The sequence below is a fragment of the Rhizobium sp. KNZ2-6A genome, from assembly GCF_056755475.1.
In genome coordinates, this window is the sequence record NZ_JBNDIC010000028.1 from 53,452 (window position 1) to 78,264 (window position 24,813).

At 61.7% G+C, this 24,813-nt stretch carries 22 protein-coding genes; 18 read left to right on the forward strand and 4 right to left on the reverse strand.

The window, feature by feature from the left end; all coding sequences use genetic code 11:
• The first annotated feature begins 187 nt into the window (after positions 1-187).
• The 8 genes from odhB to ACPYOP_RS19530 all read left to right on the forward strand — a co-directional run bounded on the left by odhB (position 188) and on the right by ACPYOP_RS19530 (position 9,131).
• Positions 188-1,432: a 2-oxoglutarate dehydrogenase complex dihydrolipoyllysine-residue succinyltransferase gene (gene odhB, locus ACPYOP_RS19495; RefSeq protein ID WP_481411983.1), complete on the forward strand. Its 1,245-nt coding sequence runs from the start codon at positions 188-190 to the stop codon at positions 1,430-1,432.
• A 15-nt stretch (positions 1,433-1,447) separates the two neighbouring features.
• Entirely contained in the window at positions 1,448-2,188 is a 741-nt protein-coding gene (locus tag ACPYOP_RS19500) for a DUF4241 domain-containing protein (protein ID WP_481411984.1), read from the forward strand.
• 2 nt (positions 2,189-2,190) lie between these two features.
• Positions 2,191-2,712: a hypothetical protein gene (locus ACPYOP_RS19505; protein WP_481411985.1), complete on the forward strand. Its 522-nt coding sequence runs from the start codon at positions 2,191-2,193 to the stop codon at positions 2,710-2,712.
• Positions 2,709-3,464, forward strand: a complete 756-nt coding sequence (locus ACPYOP_RS19510) for an SDR family oxidoreductase (RefSeq protein WP_481411986.1) — start codon at positions 2,709-2,711, stop codon at positions 3,462-3,464. The genes ACPYOP_RS19505 and ACPYOP_RS19510 overlap by 4 nt, the downstream gene beginning before the upstream one ends.
• A gap of 18 nt (positions 3,465-3,482) precedes the next feature.
• A complete protein-coding gene (locus tag ACPYOP_RS19515) occupies positions 3,483-4,121 on the forward strand; it encodes a LysE family translocator (RefSeq protein ID WP_481411987.1) in 639 nt (212 codons plus the stop codon).
• 28 nt (positions 4,122-4,149) lie between these two features.
• On the forward strand, positions 4,150-5,556 hold the full coding sequence (gene lpdA, locus ACPYOP_RS19520; protein WP_481411988.1) for a dihydrolipoyl dehydrogenase: 1,407 nt from the start codon (positions 4,150-4,152) through the stop codon (positions 5,554-5,556).
• 113 nt (positions 5,557-5,669) lie between these two features.
• On the forward strand, positions 5,670-8,531 hold the full coding sequence (locus tag ACPYOP_RS19525; RefSeq protein WP_481411989.1) for a M16 family metallopeptidase: 2,862 nt from the start codon (positions 5,670-5,672) through the stop codon (positions 8,529-8,531).
• Positions 8,532-8,633: 102 nt separating this feature from the next.
• Complete coding sequence (locus ACPYOP_RS19530) at positions 8,634-9,131, forward strand: DUF2867 domain-containing protein (RefSeq protein WP_481411990.1); 498 nt, start codon at positions 8,634-8,636, stop codon at positions 9,129-9,131.
• Here ACPYOP_RS19530 and ACPYOP_RS19535 read toward each other — a convergent pair.
• A complete protein-coding gene (locus tag ACPYOP_RS19535; RefSeq protein ID WP_481411991.1) occupies positions 9,124-10,215 on the reverse strand; it encodes a TraB/GumN family protein in 1,092 nt (363 codons plus the stop codon). The two genes, ACPYOP_RS19530 and ACPYOP_RS19535, sit on opposite strands and share 8 nt — an antisense overlap.
• Positions 10,216-10,345: 130 nt before the next feature.
• Positions 10,346-11,281: a tyrosine recombinase XerC gene (locus ACPYOP_RS19540; RefSeq protein WP_481412012.1), complete on the reverse strand. Its 936-nt coding sequence runs from the start codon at positions 11,279-11,281 to the stop codon at positions 10,346-10,348.
• 241 nt (positions 11,282-11,522) lie between these two features.
• On the opposite strand from ACPYOP_RS19540, the gene ACPYOP_RS19545 reads away from it, so the two are divergent.
• The 4 genes from ACPYOP_RS19545 to ACPYOP_RS19560 all read left to right on the forward strand — a co-directional run bounded on the left by ACPYOP_RS19545 (position 11,523) and on the right by ACPYOP_RS19560 (position 16,510).
• Positions 11,523-12,467, forward strand: coding sequence for a GNAT family N-acetyltransferase (locus tag ACPYOP_RS19545; RefSeq protein WP_481411992.1), 945 nt, complete (start codon positions 11,523-11,525; stop codon positions 12,465-12,467).
• Positions 12,468-12,493: 26 nt separating this feature from the next.
• Entirely contained in the window at positions 12,494-13,627 is a 1,134-nt protein-coding gene (locus ACPYOP_RS19550; RefSeq protein ID WP_481411993.1) for an AAA family ATPase, read from the forward strand.
• 193 nt (positions 13,628-13,820) lie between these two features.
• Positions 13,821-14,168, forward strand: coding sequence for a YciI family protein (locus tag ACPYOP_RS19555; protein ID WP_481412013.1), 348 nt, complete (start codon positions 13,821-13,823; stop codon positions 14,166-14,168).
• Between the two features lie 110 nt (positions 14,169-14,278).
• Complete coding sequence (locus ACPYOP_RS19560) at positions 14,279-16,510, forward strand: primosomal protein N' (protein WP_481411994.1); 2,232 nt, start codon at positions 14,279-14,281, stop codon at positions 16,508-16,510.
• A gap of 2 nt (positions 16,511-16,512) precedes the next feature.
• On the opposite strand, the gene ACPYOP_RS19565 is transcribed toward ACPYOP_RS19560, so the two are convergent.
• Complete coding sequence (locus ACPYOP_RS19565; RefSeq protein ID WP_481411995.1) at positions 16,513-17,568, reverse strand: nucleotidyltransferase family protein; 1,056 nt, start codon at positions 17,566-17,568, stop codon at positions 16,513-16,515.
• 260 nt (positions 17,569-17,828) lie between these two features.
• On the opposite strand from ACPYOP_RS19565, the gene ACPYOP_RS19570 reads away from it, so the two are divergent.
• The 6 genes from ACPYOP_RS19570 (at position 17,829) to ACPYOP_RS19595 (ending at position 23,423) form a co-directional block, all read left to right on the forward strand.
• Entirely contained in the window at positions 17,829-18,212 is a 384-nt protein-coding gene (locus ACPYOP_RS19570; RefSeq protein WP_481411996.1) for an AGROH133_08824 family phage infection protein, read from the forward strand.
• A 262-nt stretch (positions 18,213-18,474) separates the two neighbouring features.
• Positions 18,475-19,041 carry a F0F1 ATP synthase subunit delta gene (locus ACPYOP_RS19575; protein ID WP_481411997.1) on the forward strand — a complete coding sequence of 189 codons (567 nt, stop codon included), beginning with the start codon at positions 18,475-18,477 and terminating at the stop codon, positions 19,039-19,041.
• The gene (gene atpA, locus ACPYOP_RS19580; RefSeq protein ID WP_481411998.1) at positions 19,041-20,570 is read left to right on the forward strand and encodes a F0F1 ATP synthase subunit alpha; all 1,530 of its coding nucleotides are present in this window, start codon (positions 19,041-19,043) and stop codon (positions 20,568-20,570) included. The genes ACPYOP_RS19575 and atpA overlap by 1 nt, the downstream gene beginning before the upstream one ends.
• Before the next feature lie 29 nt (positions 20,571-20,599).
• Entirely contained in the window at positions 20,600-21,484 is an 885-nt protein-coding gene (locus ACPYOP_RS19585; protein ID WP_481411999.1) for a F0F1 ATP synthase subunit gamma, read from the forward strand.
• 23 nt (positions 21,485-21,507) lie between these two features.
• On the forward strand, positions 21,508-22,938 hold the full coding sequence (gene atpD, locus ACPYOP_RS19590; protein ID WP_481412000.1) for a F0F1 ATP synthase subunit beta: 1,431 nt from the start codon (positions 21,508-21,510) through the stop codon (positions 22,936-22,938).
• Positions 22,939-23,015: 77 nt separating this feature from the next.
• Positions 23,016-23,423 carry a F0F1 ATP synthase subunit epsilon gene (locus tag ACPYOP_RS19595; RefSeq protein ID WP_481412001.1) on the forward strand — a complete coding sequence of 136 codons (408 nt, stop codon included), beginning with the start codon at positions 23,016-23,018 and terminating at the stop codon, positions 23,421-23,423.
• 401 nt (positions 23,424-23,824) lie between these two features.
• Here ACPYOP_RS19595 and ACPYOP_RS19600 read toward each other — a convergent pair whose 3' ends face one another.
• Positions 23,825-24,730 carry a LysR substrate-binding domain-containing protein gene (locus ACPYOP_RS19600; protein WP_481412002.1) on the reverse strand — a complete coding sequence of 302 codons (906 nt, stop codon included), beginning with the start codon at positions 24,728-24,730 and terminating at the stop codon, positions 23,825-23,827.
• Between the last annotated feature and the right edge of the window lie 83 nt (positions 24,731-24,813).

Sequence of the window (24,813 nt, forward strand, 5' to 3'; positions counted from 1 at the left end):
GCATGATGCGACGGGGGAGAAGATGGCCGCCATGCAACAACATGCAGCCTATCGCCACAATCAAGCAAAAGCCCGGCCGACCGTCGTCGTTGTCCGGGCGTCAGCGCCGCGGCGTATCACCCGTCCCCCGGCCCTCTGTCGCCGGAATTCCATCTAACTCATAATGACGAAAATCAGGATTTGAACAATGGCCACTGAAATCCGCGTTCCTACCCTCGGCGAATCCGTCAGCGAAGCGACCGTCGGTACCTGGTTCAAGAAGGTCGGCGATGCCATCAAGGCTGATGAGCCGCTTCTCGAACTTGAAACCGACAAGGTGACGATCGAAGTTCCGGCGCCTTCCGCCGGCACGCTTTCCGAAATCGTTGTCCAGGCCGGAGAAACCGTGGGCCTCGGCGCGCTGCTCGGCCAGATCTCCGCCGGCAATGGCGCTGCCGCCGCTCCGGCACCGGCTGCCGCACCCGCAGCTCCGGCTGCTCCTGCACCGGCCGCCGCCGCACCAGTTGCAGCGCCCGCCGTTTCCGCTCCGGCTTCTTCCATGCCGCCGGCACCGGCCGCGGCCAAGCTGCTTGCTGAAAACAATCTCTCGGCCGACCAGATCGAAGGCAGCGGCAAGCGCGGCCAGGTGCTGAAGGGCGATGCCATCGCCGCTGTCGCCAAGGCTGCTTCGGCGCCTGCCGCCGCACCGGCCGCACCCGTTGCCGCCCGCGCCCCGACCGCCGTCGAGGACGTCAGCCGCGAAGAGCGCGTTAAGATGACGCGCCTGCGCCAGACGATTGCTCGCCGCCTCAAGGATGCGCAGAACACCGCCGCCATGCTCACCACCTACAACGAGGTGGACATGAAGGCTGTCATGGACCTGCGCAACAAGTACAAGGACGTCTTCGAGAAGAAGCATGGCGTGAAGCTCGGCTTCATGGGCTTCTTCACCAAGGCTGTTACCCACGCGCTGAAGGAACTGCCGGCTGTCAACGCCGAGATCGACGGCACCGACATCGTCTACAAGAACTACTGCCACATCGGCATGGCCGTCGGCACCGACAAGGGCCTCGTCGTTCCGGTTATCCGCGATGCCGACCAGATGTCGATTGCCGAAGTCGAGAAGGAGCTTGGCCGTCTGGCGAAGGCTGCTCGCGACGGCACGCTGTCGATGGCCGACATGCAGGGCGGTACCTTCACCATCACCAATGGTGGCGTCTACGGTTCGCTGATGTCCTCGCCGATCCTGAATGCGCCGCAGTCCGGCATTCTCGGCATGCACAAGATCCAGGAGCGTCCGGTCGCCATCGGCGGTCAGGTCGTCATCCGCCCGATGATGTATCTGGCGCTCTCCTACGACCACCGCATGGTGGACGGCAAGGAAGCGGTTACCTTCCTCGTGCGCGTCAAGGAAAGCCTGGAAGATCCGGAACGTCTCGTTCTCGATCTCTAAGGGGAGCGTTGGATCATGTCGACATGGCCCATGCGGACGCTGCGCGGATTGATGTGCGCCGTTTCCGCATGGATGCCGTCGTCCGCTGGCGCGGTCGAGCTCGACATTTCCAAGCTCAGCAGCAATCTCGATCTGGCGTCGCTCAGCGACGCCGATCTTGCCGCCCGCTCGATCAAGGTCCTGCGCATCGGCAAGGTGGAATTGACCTCGGGGCGCATCGTCGCCAGCGATCCGCTCGTCGGACCTGATCGCCCGGCGCTCACTCGTGCCGTTTCCCCCGGCGATTATCCCGTCACGCTCTATCAGGCCTTCGGCCGCATCGCCGCAGCCAGCATGCGCTTTGCCGAGGGCAAGCCGGTGCGCTGGGAGCTGGCCGTGATCTCCGGCCAGGATATCAATTCGCTGAAGAATGACGAATTCTTCGGGTATCCGGTCGATGCCGGTCTCGGCTGCTACATGGATGCCGATACGTACGCGCTGATCCAGGAGCGCGAAAAGCAGGTCCAGGCGGAGAAGGCGTCGTCCGACGTCAACTACTATGACGACGTTTTGGCGCCGGAGCTGAGCGACAACTCTGTCATGCATCGGCCGATATCGGGCAAGCGCGGCAACGTTGCCATCTTCTGGAGCGGCTGGGGCGACGGCTTCTATCCGGTCTTCTGGGGGCTCGATGCCAGTGGGCGCCCGCTTGTGCTTCTCACCGATTTCGGCGTGGCCGAAAATGCCGATGGCCGGCACGAGCCGGGAGGGGAATGATCATGCCGGCTCAAAACATGGTGGCACGACTGGCTTCGATGCCCTTGGTAACGCTGGTCTGCGCGGCCGCTCCTGTCTCTGTTCATGCAGAAGCATGCGTGCAGGAAAAGGCCGTCTACGTCGATATGGACAATGCCTACGAGTTGCGGTTCGAGCCGATGGGGTCGGAATCTGCGATCAGCAACAGGTTCAAGCTCTCCGTGCGCAATACCGTCATCGTGGCCGAAGGCATCGTCATGCGCGGTGACGATCAGCTGCGCGCCGACGGCCGGATCATGTTCGAATGCCCCGAGGGCGACGCCACCGGGGCGGAGCTCAGAGCCTGCACCGTCTGGCAAGGAATGGTCTACGCCTCCGACTTGAAAGGCCATATCCGGGCATTGCCGGCGGAAGGCGAGAGTGCTGCCGACCGGCTGTTTCTGCCGGCGCTTGGTCCCTCGATCCAGAAGTCGTCGCTGTGGGGCAAAGGGAAAGCGACCGTCGCACCCTGGGACGTCCTCAGCCTGAAAGGATGCAATCAATGACCGAGAATGCACCCGTTCTCCTCGTGACCGGCGGCAGCCGCGGCATCGGTGCCGCGGTCTGCCTGGCCGCCGCCCAGCATGGCTGGGCCTTGGCGGTCAACTATGCGTCCAACAGGGATGCGGCCGAGGCCGTGGTAGCAACGATCCGCGACGGCGGCGGCGAGGCGATCGCGATCCCCGGCGATGTCGGCAAGCCCGAGGATATCAAAGCCCTCTTCGCCAAAGTCGACGCGCATTTCGGCCGCATCGACGGGCTGGTCAACAATGCCGGTATCGTCGACGCCATCCAGCGCCTGGACGCGATGACGCCGGAGCGGCTCGACCGCATGTTCCGCATCAACATCACCGGCTCGATGCTGGCGGCGGCGGAAGCCGTGCGCCGCATGTCGACGCGGCATGGCGGCAAGGGCGGGGTGATCGTCAATGTCTCCTCCATGGCCGCCACGCTCGGCGGCGGCGGACAATATGTCGATTATGCCGCCTCCAAGGGTGCGATCGATACATTCACTGTGGGGCTTGCGCGCGAGGTGGCGGCGGAAGGCATCCGCGTCAATGCGGTGCGGCCGGGGATCATCGATACGGATATCCATGCAGCCGCCGGCCTGCCGGACCGGGCGCGCGATATCGCGCCGCAATTGCCGATGAAACGGGCGGGAACGGCCGATGAGGTCGCCGACTCCATCCTCTACCTCTTGAGCCCGCATGCATCCTATATAACCGGCGCCGTGCTCGACGTGAGCGGCGGGCGCTGATCGGAAAGGGTCGATAAGATGCAGTATATTCTCGAATTCCTCGGCCTGATGGCGGTGTTCTCGATCTTCATCGTCGTGCCCGGCGCCGACTTTGCCGTCATCCTGCGCCAGAGCATCGTGCATGGCCGCCGCGCCGCCATGATGACCGGGCTCGGCATGGGCTTCTCGCTGCTCTTCCACATCAGCTACACCATTCTCGGCCTCGGCCTGATCGTCTCGCAGTCGCTTGTCCTGTTCAGCATGATCAAGTGGGCCGGCGTCCTCTATCTCGTCTATCTCGGCATCAAGTCCTTCCGCCAGGCGGGTTTCCAGGTAAAGGACGTCGAGATCACCGAGGAAGACCGTAAGCCGGTTTCCGTCTGGCGGTGCCTGGCCACGGGCTTCATCACCAATGCGCTCAACCCGAAGCCGGTGCTGTTCTTCCTGTCGCTGTTTTCGACACTCGTTCATCACGACACGCCGGCGCTCATCCAGTTCAGCTATGGCATCGGCATGGCGGTAGCGCTTGTCGCCTGGTTTGCCGGCGTTTCTACCTTCTTCACAGTCAAGCCGGTCCGCGATCGCTTCATCGCGTCAGGCAAATGGTTCAACCGCATCACCGGAGCGGCGCTCGTCGGCTTCGGCATCCGCCTCGCCTTGGCGCGGGCGACCGACTAAAACAGATACAAAACAAGGAAATTAAAACATGTCCTACGATGTGATCATTATCGGAACCGGCCCCGGCGGCTATGTCTGCGCAGTCAAGGCGGCGCAGCTCGGCTTGAAGGTCGCGGTCGTCGAAAAGCGCGCGACCTATGGCGGCACCTGCCTCAATGTCGGCTGCATCCCGTCCAAGGCACTGCTGCACGCTTCCGAAGTGTTCCATCATGCCGGTCATGGCATGGATGCTCTTGGCGTCGAAGTCGCCGCGCCGAAGCTCAATCTTGAAAAGATGCTGGCGCACAAGGACGCGACGGTTAAGTCGAATGTCGACGGTGTCGCCTTCCTCTTCAAGAAGAACAAGATCGATGCTTTCCAGGGCACCGGTAAGATCGTTTCGGCCGGCAAGGTTGCCGTCACCGCCGACGACGGCAAGGTGACCGAAATCGAGGGCAAGAACATCGTCATCGCCACCGGTTCCGACGTTGCCGGCATTCCGGGCGTGCCGCTCGAAATCGACGAGAAGGTCATCATCTCCTCGACCGGCGGCATCGCGCTCGACAAGGTTCCGGGCAAGATGATCGTGGTCGGCGGCGGCGTCATCGGCCTCGAGCTCGGCTCGGTCTGGTCGCGCCTCGGCGCCAAGGTCACCGTCGTCGAATATCTCGACACCATCCTCGGCGGCATGGACGGCGAAGTCTCCAAGCAGTTCCAGCGCATGCTCGCCAAGCAGGGCATCGAATTCAATCTCGGCGCCAAGGTCGTCGGCGTCGAAAAAACAGGCAATGGCGCGAAGGTCACCTTCGAGCCGGTCAAGGGCGGCGACAAGGTCGTGCTCGATGCCGATGTCGTTCTCGTTGCCACCGGCCGCAAGCCGTACACGGCAGGCCTCGGCCTGGAAGAAGCCGGCGTTGCGCTCGACGGCAGAGGCCGCGTCGAAATCGATGGTCACTTCAAGACGAATGTCGCCGGCATCTATGCCATCGGCGACGTGGTGAAGGGTCCGATGCTCGCGCACAAGGCGGAAGACGAGGGCGTGGCGCTTGCCGAAATCCTCGCCGGCCAGGCCGGCCATGTGAATTACGACGTCATCCCGAGCGTCGTCTACACGCAGCCGGAAGTCGCCTCCGTCGGCAAGACCGAGGAAGAGCTGAAGGCCGCGGGCATCGCCTACAAGGTCGGCAAGTTTCCGTTCTCCGCCAATGGCCGCGCCCGCGCCATGCTGGCGACGGATGGTTTCGTCAAGATCCTGGCCGACAAGGAAACGGATCGCGTTCTCGGCGGTCATATCGTCGGCTTCGGCGCTGGCGAGATGATCCACGAGATTGCCGTGCTGATGGAATTCGGCGGCTCGTCGGAAGATCTCGGCCGTACCTGCCATGCGCATCCCACCATGTCGGAAGCCGTGAAGGAAGCCGCGCTCGCGACCTTCTTCAAGCCGATCCATATGTAAGATCCGGCGTTTTACGCCAGGTTCAGCGCAGGATTGCAATGCTTGCCTGATGATGCGATGTACGGGGCTCCCGTGCATCGCATCATCCAATCGTTCTCACCAACAAAGCAAGCATGTCACGCCAAATCCCCGCCGCTTATCTATCCCTGAAACTTTTCGTTGCGACGGCGCTCGCATTCCTCGCTGCCGTTGTGGCGCCCGTGCATGCCGAAGCGCCGGCCGCGGGCTGGCCGCAGGCGGTCAGCGACCTGCCGGTGGAACCGGGGATCCGCTTCGGCACCTTGCCGAACGGGATGCGCTTTGCCGTCATGCACAATGCGACGCCGGCCGGCCAGGTGGCGATCCGCTTCCGCATCGGCGCCGGCTCGCTGCAGGAGCGTGACGACCAGCAGGGCCTGGCGCATTTCCTCGAACATATGGCCTTCAAGGGCTCGACCCATGTTCCCGAAGGCGAGATGGTGCGCATTCTTCAGCGTCTCGGCCTGGCCTTCGGCGCGGATACCAATGCGTCCACCAGCTATGGCGAGACGGTCTATGCCCTGGATCTGCCGGAAGCCAATCCGGAGACGGTTTCGACCGGATTGATGCTGATGCGGGAGACGGCAAGCGAGCTGACGCTCGATGCCGGCGCCTTCGACCGCGAGCGCGGCGTCATCCTTTCGGAAGAAAAGCTGCGCGACACGCCGCAATATCGCGGCGGGACCGGTTTGCTTGCGCAACTGCTGCCAGGGCAGCGCGCGCCGCAGCGCCCGCCGATCGGCAAGACCGATATCATCAGCAACGCCCCGGTCGATCTCGTGCGGGACTTTTACCGCAGCTATTATCGCCCGGATCGCGCCACGCTGATGGTGGTCGGCGATGTCGATGCCGCCGCCATCGAAGCCGATATCCGCAACCGGTTCGGCAATTGGGCCGCCGCCAGCCCGGCGCCGGTCGATCCTGACCTCGGTGCGCTGGAAAAGCATGGCGAACGCGTCGGTACGGTCGTCGTGCCCGGCGGTGCTACCCGCGTACAGCTCGCCTGGACGCGCCCCTATGATGCTTCGCCTGATATGGCCGCCAAGCGACGCGCGCAACTGATCGAGGATATCGGTCTCGCCGTTCTCAACCGGCGCCTGTCGCTTCTGGCGCAGCAACCCAATCCGCCCTTCGTCAGTGCGCAGGCCGGGGCGCAGGATTTCTTCAAGTCGGCTCGTGTCGCATTGATTGCCGCCGATAGCGACGCAGCCAAGTGGCAGGCAGCGCTTGCCGCCATCGATCAGGAGCAACGCCGCATCGCGCAGTTCGGCGTCGATCAAAGCGAGATCGATCGTGAAATCGCCGACTATCGTTCCGCCCTGCAGGCGGCTGCGGGCGGGGCGGCAACGCGTACCAGCCCGGACATTGCCTCATCGCTCAACTGGAGCGTCGGCGAGAACCTGGTTTTCACGTCGCCCGCGGACGATCTTTCGCTGTTCGATGCCGCGATGGAGGGCCTGAGCGCGCATGAAGTCAATCAAACTCTCCAGCGCGTTTTCTCCGGCAACGGCCCGCAGCTGGTGCTTCAGATCCCGCAAGCGCCGGAGGGCGGCAATGCGGCCGTCGCCAAGACCTATGCCGAGTCGCGCGCCGTTGCGGTCACCGCGCCGGAGCAGGCGGCCGTGGTCGCCTGGCCCTACACCAATTTCGGGCAGCCGGATGACATCGTCGAACGTCGGTCGGTCGATGATCTCGGCATTACCATGCTTCGCTTTGCCAATGGCGTCCGCCTGACCGTGAAGCCGACGAAGTACCGCCTCGACGAGGTGCTGGTGCGCGCCAACATCGGCCATGGCCGGCTGGATCTGCCGCAAGACCGTCCGCTGCCGATCTGGGCGGCGCCGGCGCTGCCGCTGTCCGGCCTGAAGGCCATCGGCTATGACGACATACAGAAGGCCTTTGCCGGAAAGGTCGTCGGTAACGATTTTGCCATCCAGGATGCCGCCTTCAAATTCGAGGGCACGACGCGGCCGCGCGATCTGGCGGCGCAATTGCAGCTTCTGACGGCCTATGTTTCGGATCCGGCCTACCGCCCTGACGTTTTCAAGAGGGTGCAGCAGGCCTATCTGAACAGTCTCGCCCAGCTTCAGGCGACGCCGGGCAGCGTGGTCGGTCGCGATCTGCCCGGCCTCCTGCACTCCGGCGATCCGCGCTGGGCATTCCCGAACCGGTCGCAGCTGCTCGATGCCAATCCGGAGGAGTTCGAGGCGCTTCTGCAGCCGCTTCTCTCCAAGGGACGGATCGAGGTGATCATCGCCGGCGACGTCGAGGTCGAGGATGCCATCCGCATGACAGCTGAGACTTTCGGCGCGCTGCCGCCGCGCAGCGATGCGCAGGGTCTGGTAGATGGCGCCGATGTGCATTTTCCCGCGCCGACCGTAGAGCCGGTCATCCGGCTTCACGACGGACGAAGTGACAATGCCGGCGCGGCCGTCGCAATGCCGATCGGCGATTTTCTCTCGGATCTGCCCAGAGCCGCCGCCGCCAATGTGACCGGGGCGATCCTGCAGAATCGCCTGGTCGACCAGTTCCGCCTCGCCGAGGGAGCAACCTACAGCCCCCAGAGCGAGGTCGATCTGTCGAGATCGATCCCGGGCTATGGCTTTGCCTATGCCTATGTCGAGACGACGCCGGCCAAGCTGGATCACTTTTTCGATCTGGTCGACAAGATCGCCGGCGATCTGGGCGTCGGAGACGTCTCGCCGGATGAGCTGACGCGCGCGAAGGCTCCGATCATCGAAGAGGTCAAACGGTCTCAGCAGACCAACAGCTACTGGCTTCAAAGCCTGCAGAACGCCCAGACGGACTCGCGCCGTCTCGAACGGATTCGCAGCGGCATCAGCGGCTACCAGGCCGTAACCGCACAGGACGTCCGCGCCATCGCGACGACCTATCTGAAGCCGGGGACCTCGTGGCGGATGAAGATATTGCCGGCCGGCGGATCAGCGGTTCGCTAAGCGGAAAACCCATCGGTAAAATTGCCGCAGCCAGCATTTGCCGATCGGGTCGCATCGCAATGTGTGGTAGCTTGCAGACGTCGAATAGAGACGGATGAAACCATGTCTGCAAGGCCTTTGATGGTGAAGCCCCTTATGCCGCATCCGGCGTTGCCGGATGCCGATTGGGCTGACTGCTACGAGCTGAAGATCCCGAACTCGAATCTAACGGCCATTGTCGCCGCCCGAACGATGCTCAGCCGCTTTCCATTTTGGGTGCGGCTGCTGATACGAGTGCGCGATGCGGTAACCGCCTTGTTCGGCTTGAGAGCCAGCAGCGACCTTCGGGCGGACGAGCTGGAAAAGATCGGCTTCTTTCCCGTCGTCAGCAAGTCCGACAATCAGGTCGTACTCGGGTTCGATGACCGGCATCTCGATTTTCGGGTCGTCATAGATGTGCGCAACGACGATCAGGGGCATCGGCTGGTCGATGCTACGACGCTCGTCCGGCGGAAAATCTTGCTTGGCCGGATCTATCTCGCCATCATCACGCCATTCCACCGGCTGATCGTCGCGACGACGCTTTCCAATTTGGCCAAGCGGATGCGAGCTGTCAGTTAACGGCCGTTACCGTAAAGCCCTGCTTGCGCAGCAGCGTTACCAGACCCTGGTCGCCGACGAGGTGCAGTGCGCCGACGGCCATGAAGGCATTGCCCTTGTCGAGAACCGGGGCGGCGCGTTCGGCCATCACCTTGTTGCGGTCGAGGATGATGCGCTGCTCGAAGGCGGCGGTATCGTCGTCCGTGATCTTCTGGTCCGGCTCGATCACCTTCAGCATCGGGATCATCGCGCCGATATTGCCGGCGAGATAGAGGCCGGTCATCGTTTCGTTGACGTCATTGATCTTGTTGCCCAGTTCGAGCGTCTGCATCAGCGACTTCAGATGCAGCGCGATCGGCAGATCGCTCATCGCCTTCGCCTGCTCGGCCAGCGTCTCGAGGCCGACGACCTTCTTGCCCTTGGCGGCGGCATCGCCCGCGAGCTTCTGGTCGAGGAACTTTGCGCCGGCCGCCTTGCGGCGAACCTCGCAGCCGGTCATTTCGAAGGAGCTCGAGATCAGCCAGGGCTGCATGCGCGAGACAGCGGCGAGTGTCAGGCCGCGCTCCTTCAGGCCGGCTTCCAGCCGGGTATTGTCTTCAGGCGACAGATGCTCGCTGATGGTCGATCCGTCGGTGAGCATCGTCAGGGAGGGATTGGCGAAAAGGGCAAGGGCCGCCTTCTTGTCATCCAGGATCTCGTCGGATTCGACGATGATCGCATCGGCGCTGGCAGCGGCCTCGGCGGCGCCCTTCGGCATAGTGAGCACGCGTGAATCCGAGACATGCATGGTGCCGAGCAGCCATGACGGCTTCAGGCCGGGCTTTTCGATCTTCCAAAAGATGCCCTTGCCGTTTTCCACATTGTCGCCGGCGGCGATGATGGAGGCATATTTGGCCGGATCGGTCTTTTGAAGTTCGGCCATGAGATCCTTGCCGCCGCAGCTATCGGAGACTGCGCCTTCCGCATGCGCCGGCTGCAGCGTCAGCATCGTCGCGATGAGCAGGATCGCCAGCATCAACGGAAGGGCCGTGGCAATCCAAAGCAGGATATCGCCGAGTGCCGGCTTCATCGACCGCATCGTCCTGGATCCGAGGGCAGAAATCATCAAAACCTTCCATTCGCAGAGGGCGTGATCCCTAACGCGCGAAAGCGGCTTTCGGGAGGCATGCCGAGACATGGTTCTGCTTTATGCGCACGAGACGGATATTCCCTTAACGCAAGAAGTTAATCTTTTCTTACGCGCGGGGATGAGCGCGGTCGTAGACCTCGAGCAGGCGAGAGGAATCGACGCCGGTATAGACCTGGGTCGTCGAGAGGCTGGCATGGCCGAGCAGCTCCTGGATAGTGCGCAGGTCGCCGCCTCCGGCGAGCAGATGGGTGGCGAAGGAATGGCGCAGCGCATGGGGCGTCGCCGTATCGGGCAGGCCGAAGGCGCTGCGCAACTTCTGCATGCCGTGCTGAATGATGCCCGGCTGCAGCTTGCCGCCACGCGCGCCACGAAAGAGCGGGCCATCCGCATCGAGATGGTAAGGACAAATCGCCCGGTAGTGGTCGACCGCTTCGACAACGATCGGCAGCAACGGCACCAGCCGTGTCTTGTTGCCCTTGCCAGTGATGCGCAGCGACGTCGCGCCTCTCGGAAAGTCCTGAGGCTTTAGATCGAGCGCCTCGGAAATGCGCAGGCCGCAGCCGTAGAGCAGGGTCAGCACCGCCGCATCACGCGCGGCGATCCAGGGCTCCTCGTGCAGCTGCGATTCGTCGCTGACGACGGTGATCGCCTGTGTGTCGGAAAGCGGCTTTGGAAGCGATTTCGGCTGCTTCGGCGAGCGCACGGCGGCAGCACCGGCGGCGTTGACCAGGCCCTTCTTTTCGAGGTAGCGCAGCAACGAACGAAGGCCGGCAAGATTGCGCCCAAGTGAGCGAGCGCCGGCGCCATCCTTGCGGCGCGCGGCGAGAAAGGCGCGGAAGTCGGCAGGGCGCAGATCGTGAATATCGGCGATCGTCGCCGGACCGCCGAGATGGCCGGTAAGAAACGTCAAAAACTGCCGCGTATCGCGCTCATAGGCATTCAACGTGTGGGCCGCGAGCCGCCGCTCCTGACCAAGCGCTTCGAGCCAGCGGCTGCGTTCGGCCATCAACCCTGAGTCGGCGATGATCAACAACTCGTTCAGTGGAAAACCCCTTGAAATTCGGATTCCTTCTGCCACTTTGAAGGAAGGAAGGTTATGGAATCGCTAACTTTCCCGCTGCTCCAGACATGTTTCCGCATGTGTCTGGAATGCGGCTGCACACAAAGGGCATGCAGGCCTGCTCCCAGATCTCCGGTGGTTCGGTGGCTGCATGCGAGGCGCTTGTCATGCTTCGATCATATTCGATTGCGATAGAATATTTCCCAACCATTCAGGATACTTCATGGCACGCCGCGGGTCGATAACTGCACTGGGACAGCTTGCAGAGGCGATCGCTTTGGTGTCCCAGGGCCAGCCCGGACATATCGTCGACACGTTGATCGCCGAGCGCGGCCAGAAGATCGTCCGCAATCCGCTCTGGCCGCTGATGCGCCCGTTTCTCTACATGCTGCTGCGCTACAACAAGGCGATCGAATTCGCCGATGATGTCGCCAAGCTTTCAGGCTTCCAGTGCTTCGAATATATGAGCGATCTGCTGCAGCTCGACATCGGCGTCACCCATGCCGATCGCATTCCCGCCTCCGGCGGTTTCATTCTCGTCAGCAACCATCCGACAGGCATTGCCGATGGCGTCGCTGTCTTCGATCTGCTGAAATCGCGCCGGCCCGACATGATGATCTTTGCCAATCGCGATGCTGTACGCGTCAACCCGCGTTTTGCCGAGATGATCATCCCGGTCGAATGGCGCGAGGAATATAAGAGCAAGCCGAAGACGCGCGAAACGCTGCAGCTGACCAACCGTGCCGTGGCGGAGGGCAAGGTGACCGTGCTCTTCCCGTCCGGCCGCATTGCCTATTGGGCGAACGGCAGGCTCAACGAGCGTCCGTGGAAGACATCGGCCGTGGGCCTGGCGCGCAAATACAATCTGCCGATCCTGCCTGTGCATCTGACGGCGCGCAATTCCGGCCTGTTCTACTGGTTTGCCAAATGGTCGACGGAGCTGCGCGACATGACCGTCTTTCACGAGCTGCTCAACAAGCGCGGCGACCGCTTCGATTTCCTCGTCGGCAATCTCATCCCCGTCGAGCATCTGGATGGCGATGTGAACGAGGTGACGAAGGCACTGGAGAAGCACACGGTGGTCGACCTTGCCGCCGACGGCAATGCAACCTTCTCGCCGCTTGTTCCCTCCGAACAGGATGAGCCCCTGGTTTCGCATTCTCTTTGACAGGGGAATCGGCTAAATCCCCGGGCATGCAGCTACGCTCCATGTTTGCCCGGAATTATCGCTCCCTGCGCTCGATCCGCATGGATCTCTCCGATGTCAATCTATTCATCGGCGAGAACGGTGTGGGCAAATCCAACCTCTATCGTTCGCTGCAGCTCGTGCAGGCGGCTGTTCGCGGGCGGCTGGCGCATGAAATCTCCAGCGAGGGCGGCATGTTCTCGGCCATGTGGTCGGGCAAGCGGCGTTCGCACGAATCCGCCCGTATCCGCTTCGATGTCGAACTGCTCGATATGGAGCGGGCGGCGACCTTCCGCTACTGGATCGAGGCCGGGATGCGGCCGCCGGCTGCAGCAGGTTTCCCGCTTGAGCCGGAAATCAAGACCGAGGAACTTTCGGTCGAGACCGGGCGACGGCCGGTGACGATGATGAAACGCGATGGGCCTGGCATTTCCGTGCGCGGCGACACCGGCCGCATGGAAGCCTATGGTGAGCAGGCTTTGCCATCGGAAACTGCGATCACGCTGCTCGGCGATGCCGGACACTATCCCGAAGTCGGCACTTTCCGGCGAGCTGTCGACGCCTGGCGGTTCTTTCATGGCTTTCGCACTGATCGCGGCTCGCCGCTGCGCGCGCCGTGCCTGGCGGTGACCTCGCCGATGCTGGATGAGGACGGCGCCAATATCGCCGCCGTTTTCGCCACGCTCGCGCATATACGGGGAGATACCGTTGAGCTCGACCGAGTGATCGCCGCTGCCCTCGGCGGCGCGCGGCTTGTCGTGCCGGAGCCGCTGGAAACGGCGTATTTCGGGCTGATGCTGCCAGAATTTCCCAATCGCGTTTTCCAGCCGCGCGAGCTCTCCGATGGCCAGATCCGGTTCCTCGGTCTCGCCGCGGCCCTGATGTCCTACCGCCTGCCGCCGCTGATCGCGCTCAACGAGCCGGAAGCCAGCCTGCATCCCGACATGCTGCCGCCGCTTGCCGATATGATCGCTGAGGCCGCGAAGACGAGCCAGATCTGGATCGTCACCCATTCCGAACGTCTGGCAGAGGCCGTGCGCGAGCGCTGCGGTGCCAAGCCGCGCCGAGTGATCCGCGAAGACGGCTCCACCTGGATCGACGGCATGCGGTTGACCGGCGTGATCGATGACGACGACGAATAGCGGTGATTCGAGTTCGTCGTTCTGCGTAGGCCGGTGGCAGTCGCGAATGGTTACTCGCTTGGATTGATCGAGCCGCGACGGTAGATGATCGCCGACAACTTCCCTGAAGCGGAAGTGAACAGGATTCTTCCGCTCATTGTCGAATTGCGGTCGTCCCCTGCGACTAGCATCGATAGCACAATGGAGGAACCGGATACGCTACCTTTGTCTCTTCTACATCGATCAAAACCTTGCTGACGCTGCCAGTAAGGAGGAATGGGCCGAGATCGACCGGGAGTCCCTAGCTTCCAATGAAGGGCTCAAACGATCAGGCCACTATCTCGCCTCCAACGCTCTCGCCGATCCAAAGACCGCAAAGACATTGCGCGTTCGTGCCGGCAAGGCGAGTTGGACCGACGGGCCCTTCGCGGAGACCAAGGAGCATCTGGGTGGCTTCCTGCTCATCGAAGCGAAGAACCTTGCAGAGGCGATGGAGATCGCGGAGCGGGACTCGCTCGCTCGGATGGGGGCGATCGAGGTGCGTGAGACCGCCGGTTTTTAGCTCCGAAATGTCTCGGCTACTACCACTCTGCGGGCCGCTCGCATTTTGCGCGTGCTCTTGAGTAGCTCCCGGGTTTTCTTTTTTGTCCGTCCGGGGCATGGTCTGGCGCAATGAGCAAAGATTCTTCCGATCTGTTCGGTGCGCTTTTCGAGGCGGCGCCCGCAAAACCTGTGATGAGCCGTACGGTTCCGGTTCTCGTGCCGATGCCGGCGCCCACGGCCTATTCCTATGCCGTGCCGGAGGGCGTGGCGGTGGAGCCGGGTTCGGTCGTGCAGGTGCCGCTCGGCCCGCGGCAGGTTATCGGTGTCGTCTGGGATGGCGATGACGATGGTGGCGTCGATCCGAAGAAGCTTCGGCCGATCAGCCATGTGTTCGATTGCCCGCCGCTCGGCAAGCAGATGCGCGATTTCATCGATTGGGTTGCCGCCTATACGCTGTCGCCGCCGGGGCTGGTGGCGCGCATGGCGCTCAGGGCGCCGGCCGCCTTTGATCCCGAACCGATGATTGAGGGGCTGCGCTTCATCGGCGGTCAGCCGGAGCGGCTGACGCCGGCTCGCGCCAAGGTGATGGAGATTGCCGCCGACGGGCTTTCGTGGACGCGCACGGGCCTTGCGCATGCGGCGGGCGTTTCCACCAGCGTCATCGACGGGCTGATCTCGCAGGGCATTTTCGAGACCATCTTTTTGCCGCCGCCGCCGGTCGTCGCCAAGCCGGACCCGGAATTCACCCTCTCGCGGCTGCAAGGGCCGCAAAAGGACGCGGCCGACGAGATCCTGGCGGATGTGCGCAAGGGCGAATTCGCGGTTTCGCTGATCGACGGCGTCACCGGCTCCGGCAAGACGGAGGTCTATTTCGAGGCCATTGCCGAAACGCTGAGGCGCGGCAAGCAGGTGCTGATCCTCTTGCCGGAGATCGCGCTGACGGCAAGTTTTCTCGAGCGCTTTCAGGATCGCTTCGGCGCCAAACCGGCCGAGTGGCATTCCGATCTCGCGCCGCGCATGCGCGAAAAGGTCTGGCGTCAGGCCGTCACAGGCGAGGTGCGGGTGGTAGCCGGCGCGCGTTCGGCGCTTTTCCTGCCTTTCGAGGATCTCGGGCTCATCATCGTCGACGAAGAGCATGATCCTGCCTACAAGCAGGAGGATCGCGTCTATTATAATGCGCGCGACATGGCCGTGGTGCGCGGCCGCATCGGCGATTTTCCCGTAGTACTGGTGTCGGCGACCCCATCAGTCGAAAGCCAGGTCAACGGCCAGAGCGGCCGCTACACGACAATCCATCTGCCGACCCGCTTTGGCGATGCGGCACTTCCCGATCTGCATCTGATCGACATGCGGCGGCATGCGCCGGAGCGCGGCGGTTTCCTTTCGCCCGTCATGATCCGCGCGATCGGCAAGACGGTTGCCAAGGGCGAGCAAGCGCTGTTGTTTCTCAACAGGCGCGGTTATGCGCCGCTGACGCTCTGCCGCGTCTGCGGCCACCGGTTCCAGTGTCCGCAATGTTCGAGCTGGCTGGTGGAGCACCGTTTCCGCAACCAGATCCAGTGCCATCAATGCGGCTATGCCGAGCGCACGCCGGAAGCCTGCCCCGAATGCGGCACGCTCGATCATCTCGTCGCCTGCGGGCCGGGCGTCGAGCGCATCGCCGAGGAGGTGGAGCGGCATTTTCCCGAGGCGCGGACAATCGTGCTCTCCTCCGACATCATGGGCGGCGTCAAGCGGCTGAGGCTGGAGCTCGATGCGATCGCCAAGGGCGAGGCCGACATTGTCATCGGTACGCAGCTGGTCGCCAAGGGCCACAATTTTCCGCTGATGACGCTGGTCGGCATCGTCGATGCGGATCTCGGCCTGGCCAATGGCGATCCACGCGCCGCCGAGCGGACGTTCCAGCTCCTGTCGCAGGTGACGGGGCGTGCCGGGCGAACCGGTCTTAAGAGCCACGGATTGCTGCAGACCTACCAGCCGCAGCATCCCGTCATGCAGGCAATTGTCTCGGGCGATGCCAGCGCCTTTTACGAGCGCGAGATCTCGGAGCGGGAGAGGGCCATCTTGCCGCCCTTCGGCCGGCTTGCCTCGATCATTGTCTCGGCCGACAGCAGGCAGGATGCGGAGACCCACGCACGAAGCATGCGCAATGCGGCACCGCAGGTGACAGGCATTTCGGTGCTCGGCCCGGCCGAAGCGCCGATCGCGCTGGTGCGTGGCCGCCACCGCTTCCGCCTGCTGGTACACGGCCGGCGCAATTCCGACATGCAGGGGTTCCTGCGGGCCATGCTCGCGCAGTCACCGAAAGAGCGCGGCTCCGTGCAGGTGCAGCTCGACATCGATCCGCAAAGCTTTCTGTGAGGCTACCAATTCGGTTCGATTTTATCGTCTGGCGACTTCGGCGCCGTTTCTTCCAACTCGTGGGACAGCTTTCGCAGGCCCTTCGGAACAGCGCCGAGTACAGTGTCGTCAAATCGAAGATGCGGCAGATAACGGCCTATCATGTTTGCGACCGCATGAGCCTGCGCTTCATCGCGGAGTTTCTTCAGGGGGTCACGATCGTCCCGGCGTGAAAGCCAAAGCTTGTGCAAGGCAAAACTTCTAGGATCGGGGCAGGTATATTGTACGGGGTAGCCGCGTTCATCAAGGACAATAGCTGTCACTTTAGGGCTATTAACCAGCCATTGCAGCCCCTCTATCTCGACGGCAGCCAGATCATCCTCATTCTGACTGATACTGGTGGGCCTTGAATTGCTGATGGGATGCGATGGCATGGGGCCGATCAAGTCGACAAGATATCCATCCTTGTTTGCCGCGCGGAAGCTCCGCTTGCCAAGTGGATGAAACGATTTGTCGGCGGTGCGTAGGACACCCATCAAGCCTTCCGCGCCGATATTCCTTCGCAAGAGATTGAGGCTTGTTCGCGCGTCGAAAAGCAGATCGATGTCGCCGGTGGCGAGCAGACCGCTGTCGATCCTGATGCCGCCAAGCCTTTCATAGAGAAAAAGTGCATTCGTACCGACAATATCCAGGGCGTTGCCGATAAGATCCGCCTTATTGAGCGCCCGCAGAATACGCGCAGTTGTTAGTGGCATTCTGCCAAGTCGCATAGCCCGATTGATGGCCGCCATTTCATCGAGCTTGGTTGATAATGTGGCCAGGTGCTGCCGACGTTCGTTTCTGCCTTCATGAAATTGCTGGTAAGTTTGCTCAGTTTCGGAAGAGCGTGGACCAAGTGATTTCCATGCAGTCTTTGCCTTGCGATAAAGGTAGTCGCGTCCGGAAACCGTTTTCCATGCCATGGCGCCCGCAAAGCGATGGGACAACTCGGCATTTACGGCGAGCCACGCCTCGAACAGCTGCTCCGTATCGATGGTTTGCCTTATTTGATCGCTCTTTAATTCGCTGAAATAAAACAATTTATCCCTTTCAGAAAACTATCTTACCAAAAAGGGATAAATTCATCTCCGCAAAGCGGGTGGCCTTCAGCGGCAAATTATCCCTTTTCATTCAAAATACCATCAGAAAGGGATAATGTATATATTTTCAAAATGTTGATACGGTTATATATATCCTGCGCCGAAGCACCGTCATTCCGTATTCCTTCTTCTTGCGCTTCATGCCATATGTCGATCTCTTCCTGCGATTGATTTGATTTGGGCTGATTTGGGGGCAACCGATGGAGCTTTATTTTCCAACCGAATTCGGCGAGCGGCTTGCCTATTGTTCGGCTGCCGTCACGGCGCTGATCGGCCTATTCCTGATGTTTGCGCCGGGTTACACCTATCGCTTTCTCAAGCTGCAGGTGAAGGAAGGGCGATCCGAAGCCTATGCCGAGGCCCGCTCCGCCGGCGGCTTCCTGGCCGGTTTCGGGCTGGTGGCAATTCTCTTGGCGCAGCCGATGATCTATCTCGCGCTTGGTGCTTCCTTCGGTGTCGCGGCGTTCGGTCGTATCCTGTCGCTCATGTCCGATCGTGGCAGCATATTTTTGAGTATTCTCCTTCTGGTTGTGCAGGCTGCGCTGGCTGCGCTACCTTTTCTCTATGGGCTTGGCTATATTTGAGCCGAAAACAGCTCCGGCGCGGCCTGTTTTGCCCGCGCTATCCCCATGCTTTTCGAATTTTGGCATCATAAATTCGCCCGAATGGCGTATTCGTCGATTACGCGTGTTGCGAGTCTCAATATCCTATGTTAGACGAACCCCGAATTTCGGATGAGGTGGGAGCGCGCTCCTGCTGATTTCTGGGGGAAATCAAAACGAATTCAAGGACATATGGCTTCCGTCACCCGGGAGTCGAGTTCTTGGGTTGAAATCAGGGAATTTTGTGCCCGTGGCAGACACATCCCAGCATGTTTCTGGCGTTGCAGAACGATATGCCTCGTCGCTGTTCGAATTGGCCCTTGAAGAAGGTGCCGTGCCGGCGGTGACCGCCGATCTCGATCGGTTCCAAGCCATGCTCGACGAAAGCGAAGATCTAAAGCGCTTCGTCCTCAGCCCGGTCTTTTCGGCTGAAGAGCAGGTCGGCGCGATTCAGGCGCTGGCAACGAAGGCCGGCTTCGGCGCTTACGCCACCAATTTTCTAAAGCTTGTGGCCAGCAATCGGCGCCTTTTTGCGCTGCCGGGCATGATCAGGGCTTTCCGCATCATCGCCGCTCAGCATCGCGGCGAGATTTCCGCCGAGGTTACCTCGGCCCATGCGCTCACCCCCGCGCAGGAAGATGAATTGAAGGCGGCGCTGAAGGGCGTCACCGGCAAGGACGTGGCGATTGCCGTCACCGTCGATCCGTCGATCCTTGGCGGCCTGATCGTCAAGGTCGGTTCGCGTCAGATCGATACGTCCCTTCGCACCAAACTCTCCACCCTTAAGCTTGCATTGAAAGAGGTCGGCTGATGGATATCCGCGCCGCGGAAATTTCCGCAATTCTGAAAGATCAGATCAAAAACTTCGGCAAGGAAGCTGAAGTCTCCGAAGTCGGCCAGGTTCTCTCCGTCGGTGACGGTATCGCCCGCGTCTACGGTCTGGACAATGTCCAGGCCGGCGAAATGGTCGAATTCCCCGGTGGTATCCGCGGCATGGCGCTGAACCTCGAAGCCGACAATGTCGGCGTGGTTATCTTCGGCTCCGACCGCGACATCAAGGAAGGCGACACCGTCAAGCGCACCGGCGCGATCGTTGACGTTCCGGTCGGTCCGGAACTGCTCGGCCGCGTTGTCGACGCGCTCGGCAACCCGATCGACGGCAAGGGCCCGATCAATGCGACCCGCCGTTCGCGCGTCGACGTCAAGGCTCCGGGCATCATTCCGCGCAAGTCGGTTCATGAGCCGATGTCGACCGGCCTCAAGGCCATCGACGCTCTGATCCCGGTTGGCCGCGGCCAGCGCGAGCTGGTCATCGGTGACCGCCAGACCGGCAAGACCGCCATCATTCTCGACACGATCCTGAACCAGAAGGCCATCCACGATGCCGGCCCGGACAGCGAAAAGCTGTACTGCGTCTACGTCGCCGTCGGCCAGAAGCGTTCGACCGTTGCCCAGTTCGTCAAGGTGCTCGAAGAGCGCGGCGCGCTGAAGTATTCGATCATCGTTGCCGCGACCGCTTCCGATCCGGCTCCGATGCAGTTCCTGGCACCGTTCGCCGGCTGCGCCATGGGCGAATACTTCCGTGATAACGCCCAGCACGCGCTGATCGGCTATGACGACCTGTCCAAGCAGGCCGTTGCTTACCGTCAGATGTCGCTGCTGCTGCGCCGCCCGCCGGGCCGCGAAGCTTATCCGGGCGACGTTTTCTACCTGCACTCGCGCCTCCTCGAGCGCGCTGCCAAGATGAACGACGAGAAGGGCGCCGGTTCGCTCACCGCTCTTCCGGTCATCGAAACGCAGGGCAACGACGTTTCGGCCTTCATTCCGACCAACGTGATCTCGATCACCGACGGACAGATCTTCCTCGAAACCGACCTGTTCTATCAGGGTATCCGCCCGGCTGTTAACGTCGGTCTGTCGGTTTCGCGCGTTGGCTCGTCCGCTCAGATCAAGGCGATGAAGCAGGTTGCCGGCTCGATCAAGGGCGAACTCGCCCAGTATCGCGAAATGGCCGCCTTCGCTCAGTTCGGTTCCGACCTCGATGCGGCAACGCAGCGCCTCCTGAACCGCGGCGCCCGCCTGACCGAACTCCTGAAGCAGCCGCAATTCTCGCCGCTGAAGACGGAAGAGCAGGTTGCGGTGATCTTCGCCGGCGTCAATGGCTACCTCGACAAGGTCGCGGTTCCGCAGATCGGCAAGTTCGAACAGGGCCTGCTGTCCTACCTCCGTTCGGAAGGCAAGGAAATCCTCGACACGATCCGCGCCGAAAAGGCAATCAGTGACGCGACCAAGGGCAAGCTCACCGCTGCTCTCGATAGCTACGCCAAATCTTTCGCCTGATCGGGACTCACTTCTAGGACGGATACCGGATGCCTTCACTTAAGGATCTGAAAAACCGGATCGCCTCCGTCAAGGCGACGCAGAAGATCACCAAGGCGATGAAAATGGTCGCCGCGGCGAAGCTTCGGCGTGCCCAGGAGGCGGCCGAGGCCGCGCGGCCTTATTCGCAGCGTATGGGCGCCGTTCTTGCCAACATCACGGCTGCCGTCAGCGAAGCGGACGACGCACCTCTGCTGATGACAGGCACCGGCAAGAGCGACGTGCATCTGCTTGTCGTCTGCACGGCCGAGCGCGGTCTTTGCGGCGGCTTCAACTCGCAGATCTCGCGCTTCGCCCGCGACCATGCCCGCAAGCTTCTGGCCGAAGGCAAGACGGTGAAGATCTTCACCGTCGGCAAGAAGGGCTATGACGTACTTCGCCGCGAATACGCTTCGCTGATCATCGAGCGCAAGGAATTGCGCGACGTCAAGCGCATCGGCTTCGACAATGCCGACGCGATCGGCAAGCGCGTTATCGAAATGTTCGAAGCTGGCGAGTTCGACGTCTGCACGCTGTTCTATTCCGAATTCAAGTCGGTGATCAGTCAGGTGCCGACCGGTCTGCAGCTCATCCCGGCTTCTGCTCCGGCCGTTGTCGAAGAAGATGCCGCTCACAAGGGCGCCGTCTACGAATACGAGCCGGATGCGGCTTCGATCCTCGCGGACCTGATCCCGCGCAACATCTCCGTCCAGATCTTCCGCGCGTTGCTCGAAAACGTCGCCGGCGAAATGGGCGCCAAGATGAGCGCGATGGACAACGCGACGCGCAATGCCGGTGAGATGATCAACAAGCTGACGCTGAACTACAACCGTCAGCGTCAGGCGCAGATCACCAAGGAATTGATTGAAATCATTTCGGGCGCGGAAGCGCTCTGAGGTTAGGAAAAGAGGGTAAGATTATGGCTGACGCAGCTAAGGCCGCAGTTTCGGTCGGCAAGGTTACGCAGGTTATCGGCGCCGTCGTGGACGTTTCTTTCGACGGCGATCTGCCGAAGATCCTGAATGCTCTCGAAACCAGCAACAATGGCAACCGCCTTGTTCTGGAAGTCGCGCAGCACCTCGGCGAAAACTCGGTCCGCACGATCGCCATGGACTCCACCGAAGGTCTGGTTCGCGGCCAGCCCGTTTCCGACACCGGCGCTCCGATTTCGGTTCCGGTCGGCCACGAAACGCTCGGCCGTATCATGAACGTCATCGGTGAGCCCGTCGACGAAGCCGGTCCGTTGGTGACTGCCCACAAGCGCGCCATCCACCAGGACGCTCCGTCCTACGTCGAGCAATCCACCGAAGGTCAGATCCTGGTCACCGGCATCAAGGTTGTCGATCTGCTCGCGCCTTACGCAAAGGGCGGCAAGATCGGCCTGTTCGGCGGCGCCGGCGTCGGCAAGACCGTTCTCATCATGGAATTGATCAACAACGTCGCCAAGGCACACGGTGGTTACTCGGTGTTCGCAGGCGTGGGTGAACGTACCCGCGAAGGCAACGACCTTTACCACGAAATGATCGAATCGGGCGTCAACAAGCATGGCGGCGGCGAAGGCTCCAAGGCTGCGCTCGTCTATGGCCAGATGAACGAACCGCCGGGCGCCCGCGCCCGCGTCGCTCTGACCGGTCTGACGGTTGCCGAAAACTTCCGCGATGAAGGCCAGGACGTTCTGTTCTTCGTCGACAACATCTTCCGCTTCACCCAGGCTGGTTCGGAAGTGTCGGCTCTGCTCGGCCGTATTCCGTCGGCTGTGGGCTATCAGCCGACGCTCGCAACCGACATGGGCCAGATGCAGGAACGCATTACCACGACGACCAAGGGTTCGATCACCTCAGTTCAGGCCATTTACGTTCCGGCCGACGACTTGACCGACCCGGCACCGGCAACCTCGTTCGCCCACCTGGACGCAACGACGGTTCTGTCGCGCTCGATCGCTGAAAAGGGCATCTATCCGGCCGTTGACCCGCTCGACTCCACCTCGCGCATGCTCGACCCGCTGGTTGTCGGCGAAGAGCACTACGAAATTGCTCGTAAGGTTCAGTCGACGCTGCAGCGCTACAAGGCCCTGCAGGACATCATCGCCATCCTGGGCATGGATGAACTTTCCGAAGACGACAAGCTGGCTGTTGCCCGCGCCCGCAAGATCGAGCGCTTCCTGTCGCAGCCATTCTTCGTCGCCGAAGTCTTCACCGGCTCGCCGGGCAAGCTCGTCGCGCTCGAAGACACGATCAAGGGCTTCAAGGGCCTCGTCAACGGCGAATACGACCACCTGCCGGAAGCTGCCTTCTACATGGTCGGCTCGATCGACGAAGCGATCGAAAAGGCCAAGAAGCTGGCTGCCTGATAAGGCCAATCCATCGGCGCGCGGCATTGCCCGCGCGCCCTTGCCTTGCGAATAAGACAATCAAGAAGTGACGGGCCATGGCTGACAATTTCAATTTCGAACTGGTTTCTCCGGAGCGTCTGCTGCTGTCGGAACAGGTCATCGATGTCGTCATCCCCGCGACCGAAGGCGAGATGACGGTCATGGCGAACCATGCGCCGACCATGACCACGATCAAGCCCGGCGTCGTCAAGGTGCATTCGGCTTCGGGCAAGAAGCAGGACTACGTCGTTTTCGGTGGCTTCGCCGATATCCTGCCGACCGGCTGCACGCTGCTTGCTGAATCCGCCGTTCCGGTCGAGGACATGAGCCGCGACGAGCTGGACCGCCGCATCAATGCCGCCAAGGCCGAACTCGAAGATGCCGAGCATCACGAGCACAAGTCGCGCCTGGAGCATTTCATCATGGAACTCACGCATCTGCGCGGCTCGATCCCGCAGGATTGATGCGATACAGATACTGATGAGTGAGATGAAAGCGGTCCCATGGGCCGCTTTTTTGTTGGAAGGTCCGGAGGCCGTCCTCGCGCTTCGAGGCTTCGGCCTGCTTACTTCAGGCTGAGGTGGAGCAAATCACAGGGTTTGGGTAAGATTCGGCGCGAACTTGGGCCACCTCGTGGTTCGAGGCATCACCGTTTTCGCTTCGCTTAACGGCGTTGCACCTCACCATGAGGTGGAGCACGCCCTGTGGCAAGGCACGCAAGATCAGTCCTCATGGTGAGGTGCGAAAGCCCCATGAGCTTGTCGAATGGGGGCTGAAGCCTCGAACCACGAGGGCGGATGGCGAGCGACCGCAACTCCGACTTCTCACGGCTGGAACAGCGAGAAGATTCTTTCCCGAAATCGTATCAGACTTGTTGCCCCTGCAGCAGGAACCGGTGCAGCTGGGTCGCTTCCGGCGACAGCGAACGGAAGCGCGGGGCGCCGAGATAGTATCCGAAGCCGCTTTCCACGCGATCGTTGCCGACGGTGACGAGCGCGCCTGACTGCAGATACTCCTCAATGAGGCCGAGGCTGCCGAGCGCTATGCCTTCGCCCCTGAGTGCCGCCTCCACCGCCATAATATAGGTCGAAAAGGACAGGCGCGGTCTCGGCAGCTTGCCCATCAAGGGATCGCCGATGCGGCCGAACCATTGGCGGAAGCTGATCCAATGGGCGTTGGCGCGCTCGTAATCGATGAGATCGAGCCCGGCGATGTCGACCGCTGTCAGCGCCTCCGGGTCGAGGCCACGGACCGCCAGATAGTCCGGCGAGGCGATCGGCACCAGCACCTCCTTCATCAGCGGTGTCAGGCTCCAGCGCGGATGCTCGCCGGTGGAATAGATGATGATGAGGTCGTTGTTCTCCGAGGCGAGTTCGGAATGCACGTCCGTCGTCAGCAGGCGCACGGAGATACCCGGGCTCTCCTTGCCGAAATCCCTGAGCCGCTGCCCAAGCCAGAGATGCGAGATCGAGCCGCTTGCCGCAATCGAGATGATCTCGCCCGTACCGGCGCGAAAGGGTTCCAGGCTCTCCTCCAGATACTCCAGCGTGGCGCGCACGCGCTGGAACAGCCGCTCGCCATCCGGCGTCAGCGCCAGATTTCGGCCGCGCCGGGTAAAGAGCGTCGCGCCGAGGTGATCCTCCAGCCCCTTGATGCGGCGGCTGACGGCGGCCTGGGTGATGTTCAGCTCCCGGCCGGCGCGGGAAAAATTCATGGCGCGCGCGGCCGCGTCGAACACGCGGAAGGCCTCTAGCGGTATTTTCTCCAGCATTGGTTCTCCATGACTTCAGATCATCAATATTCCTGATAATTGCCCGGATTTGAAGATCTGAAATTGTGATGCAGGATTATGGC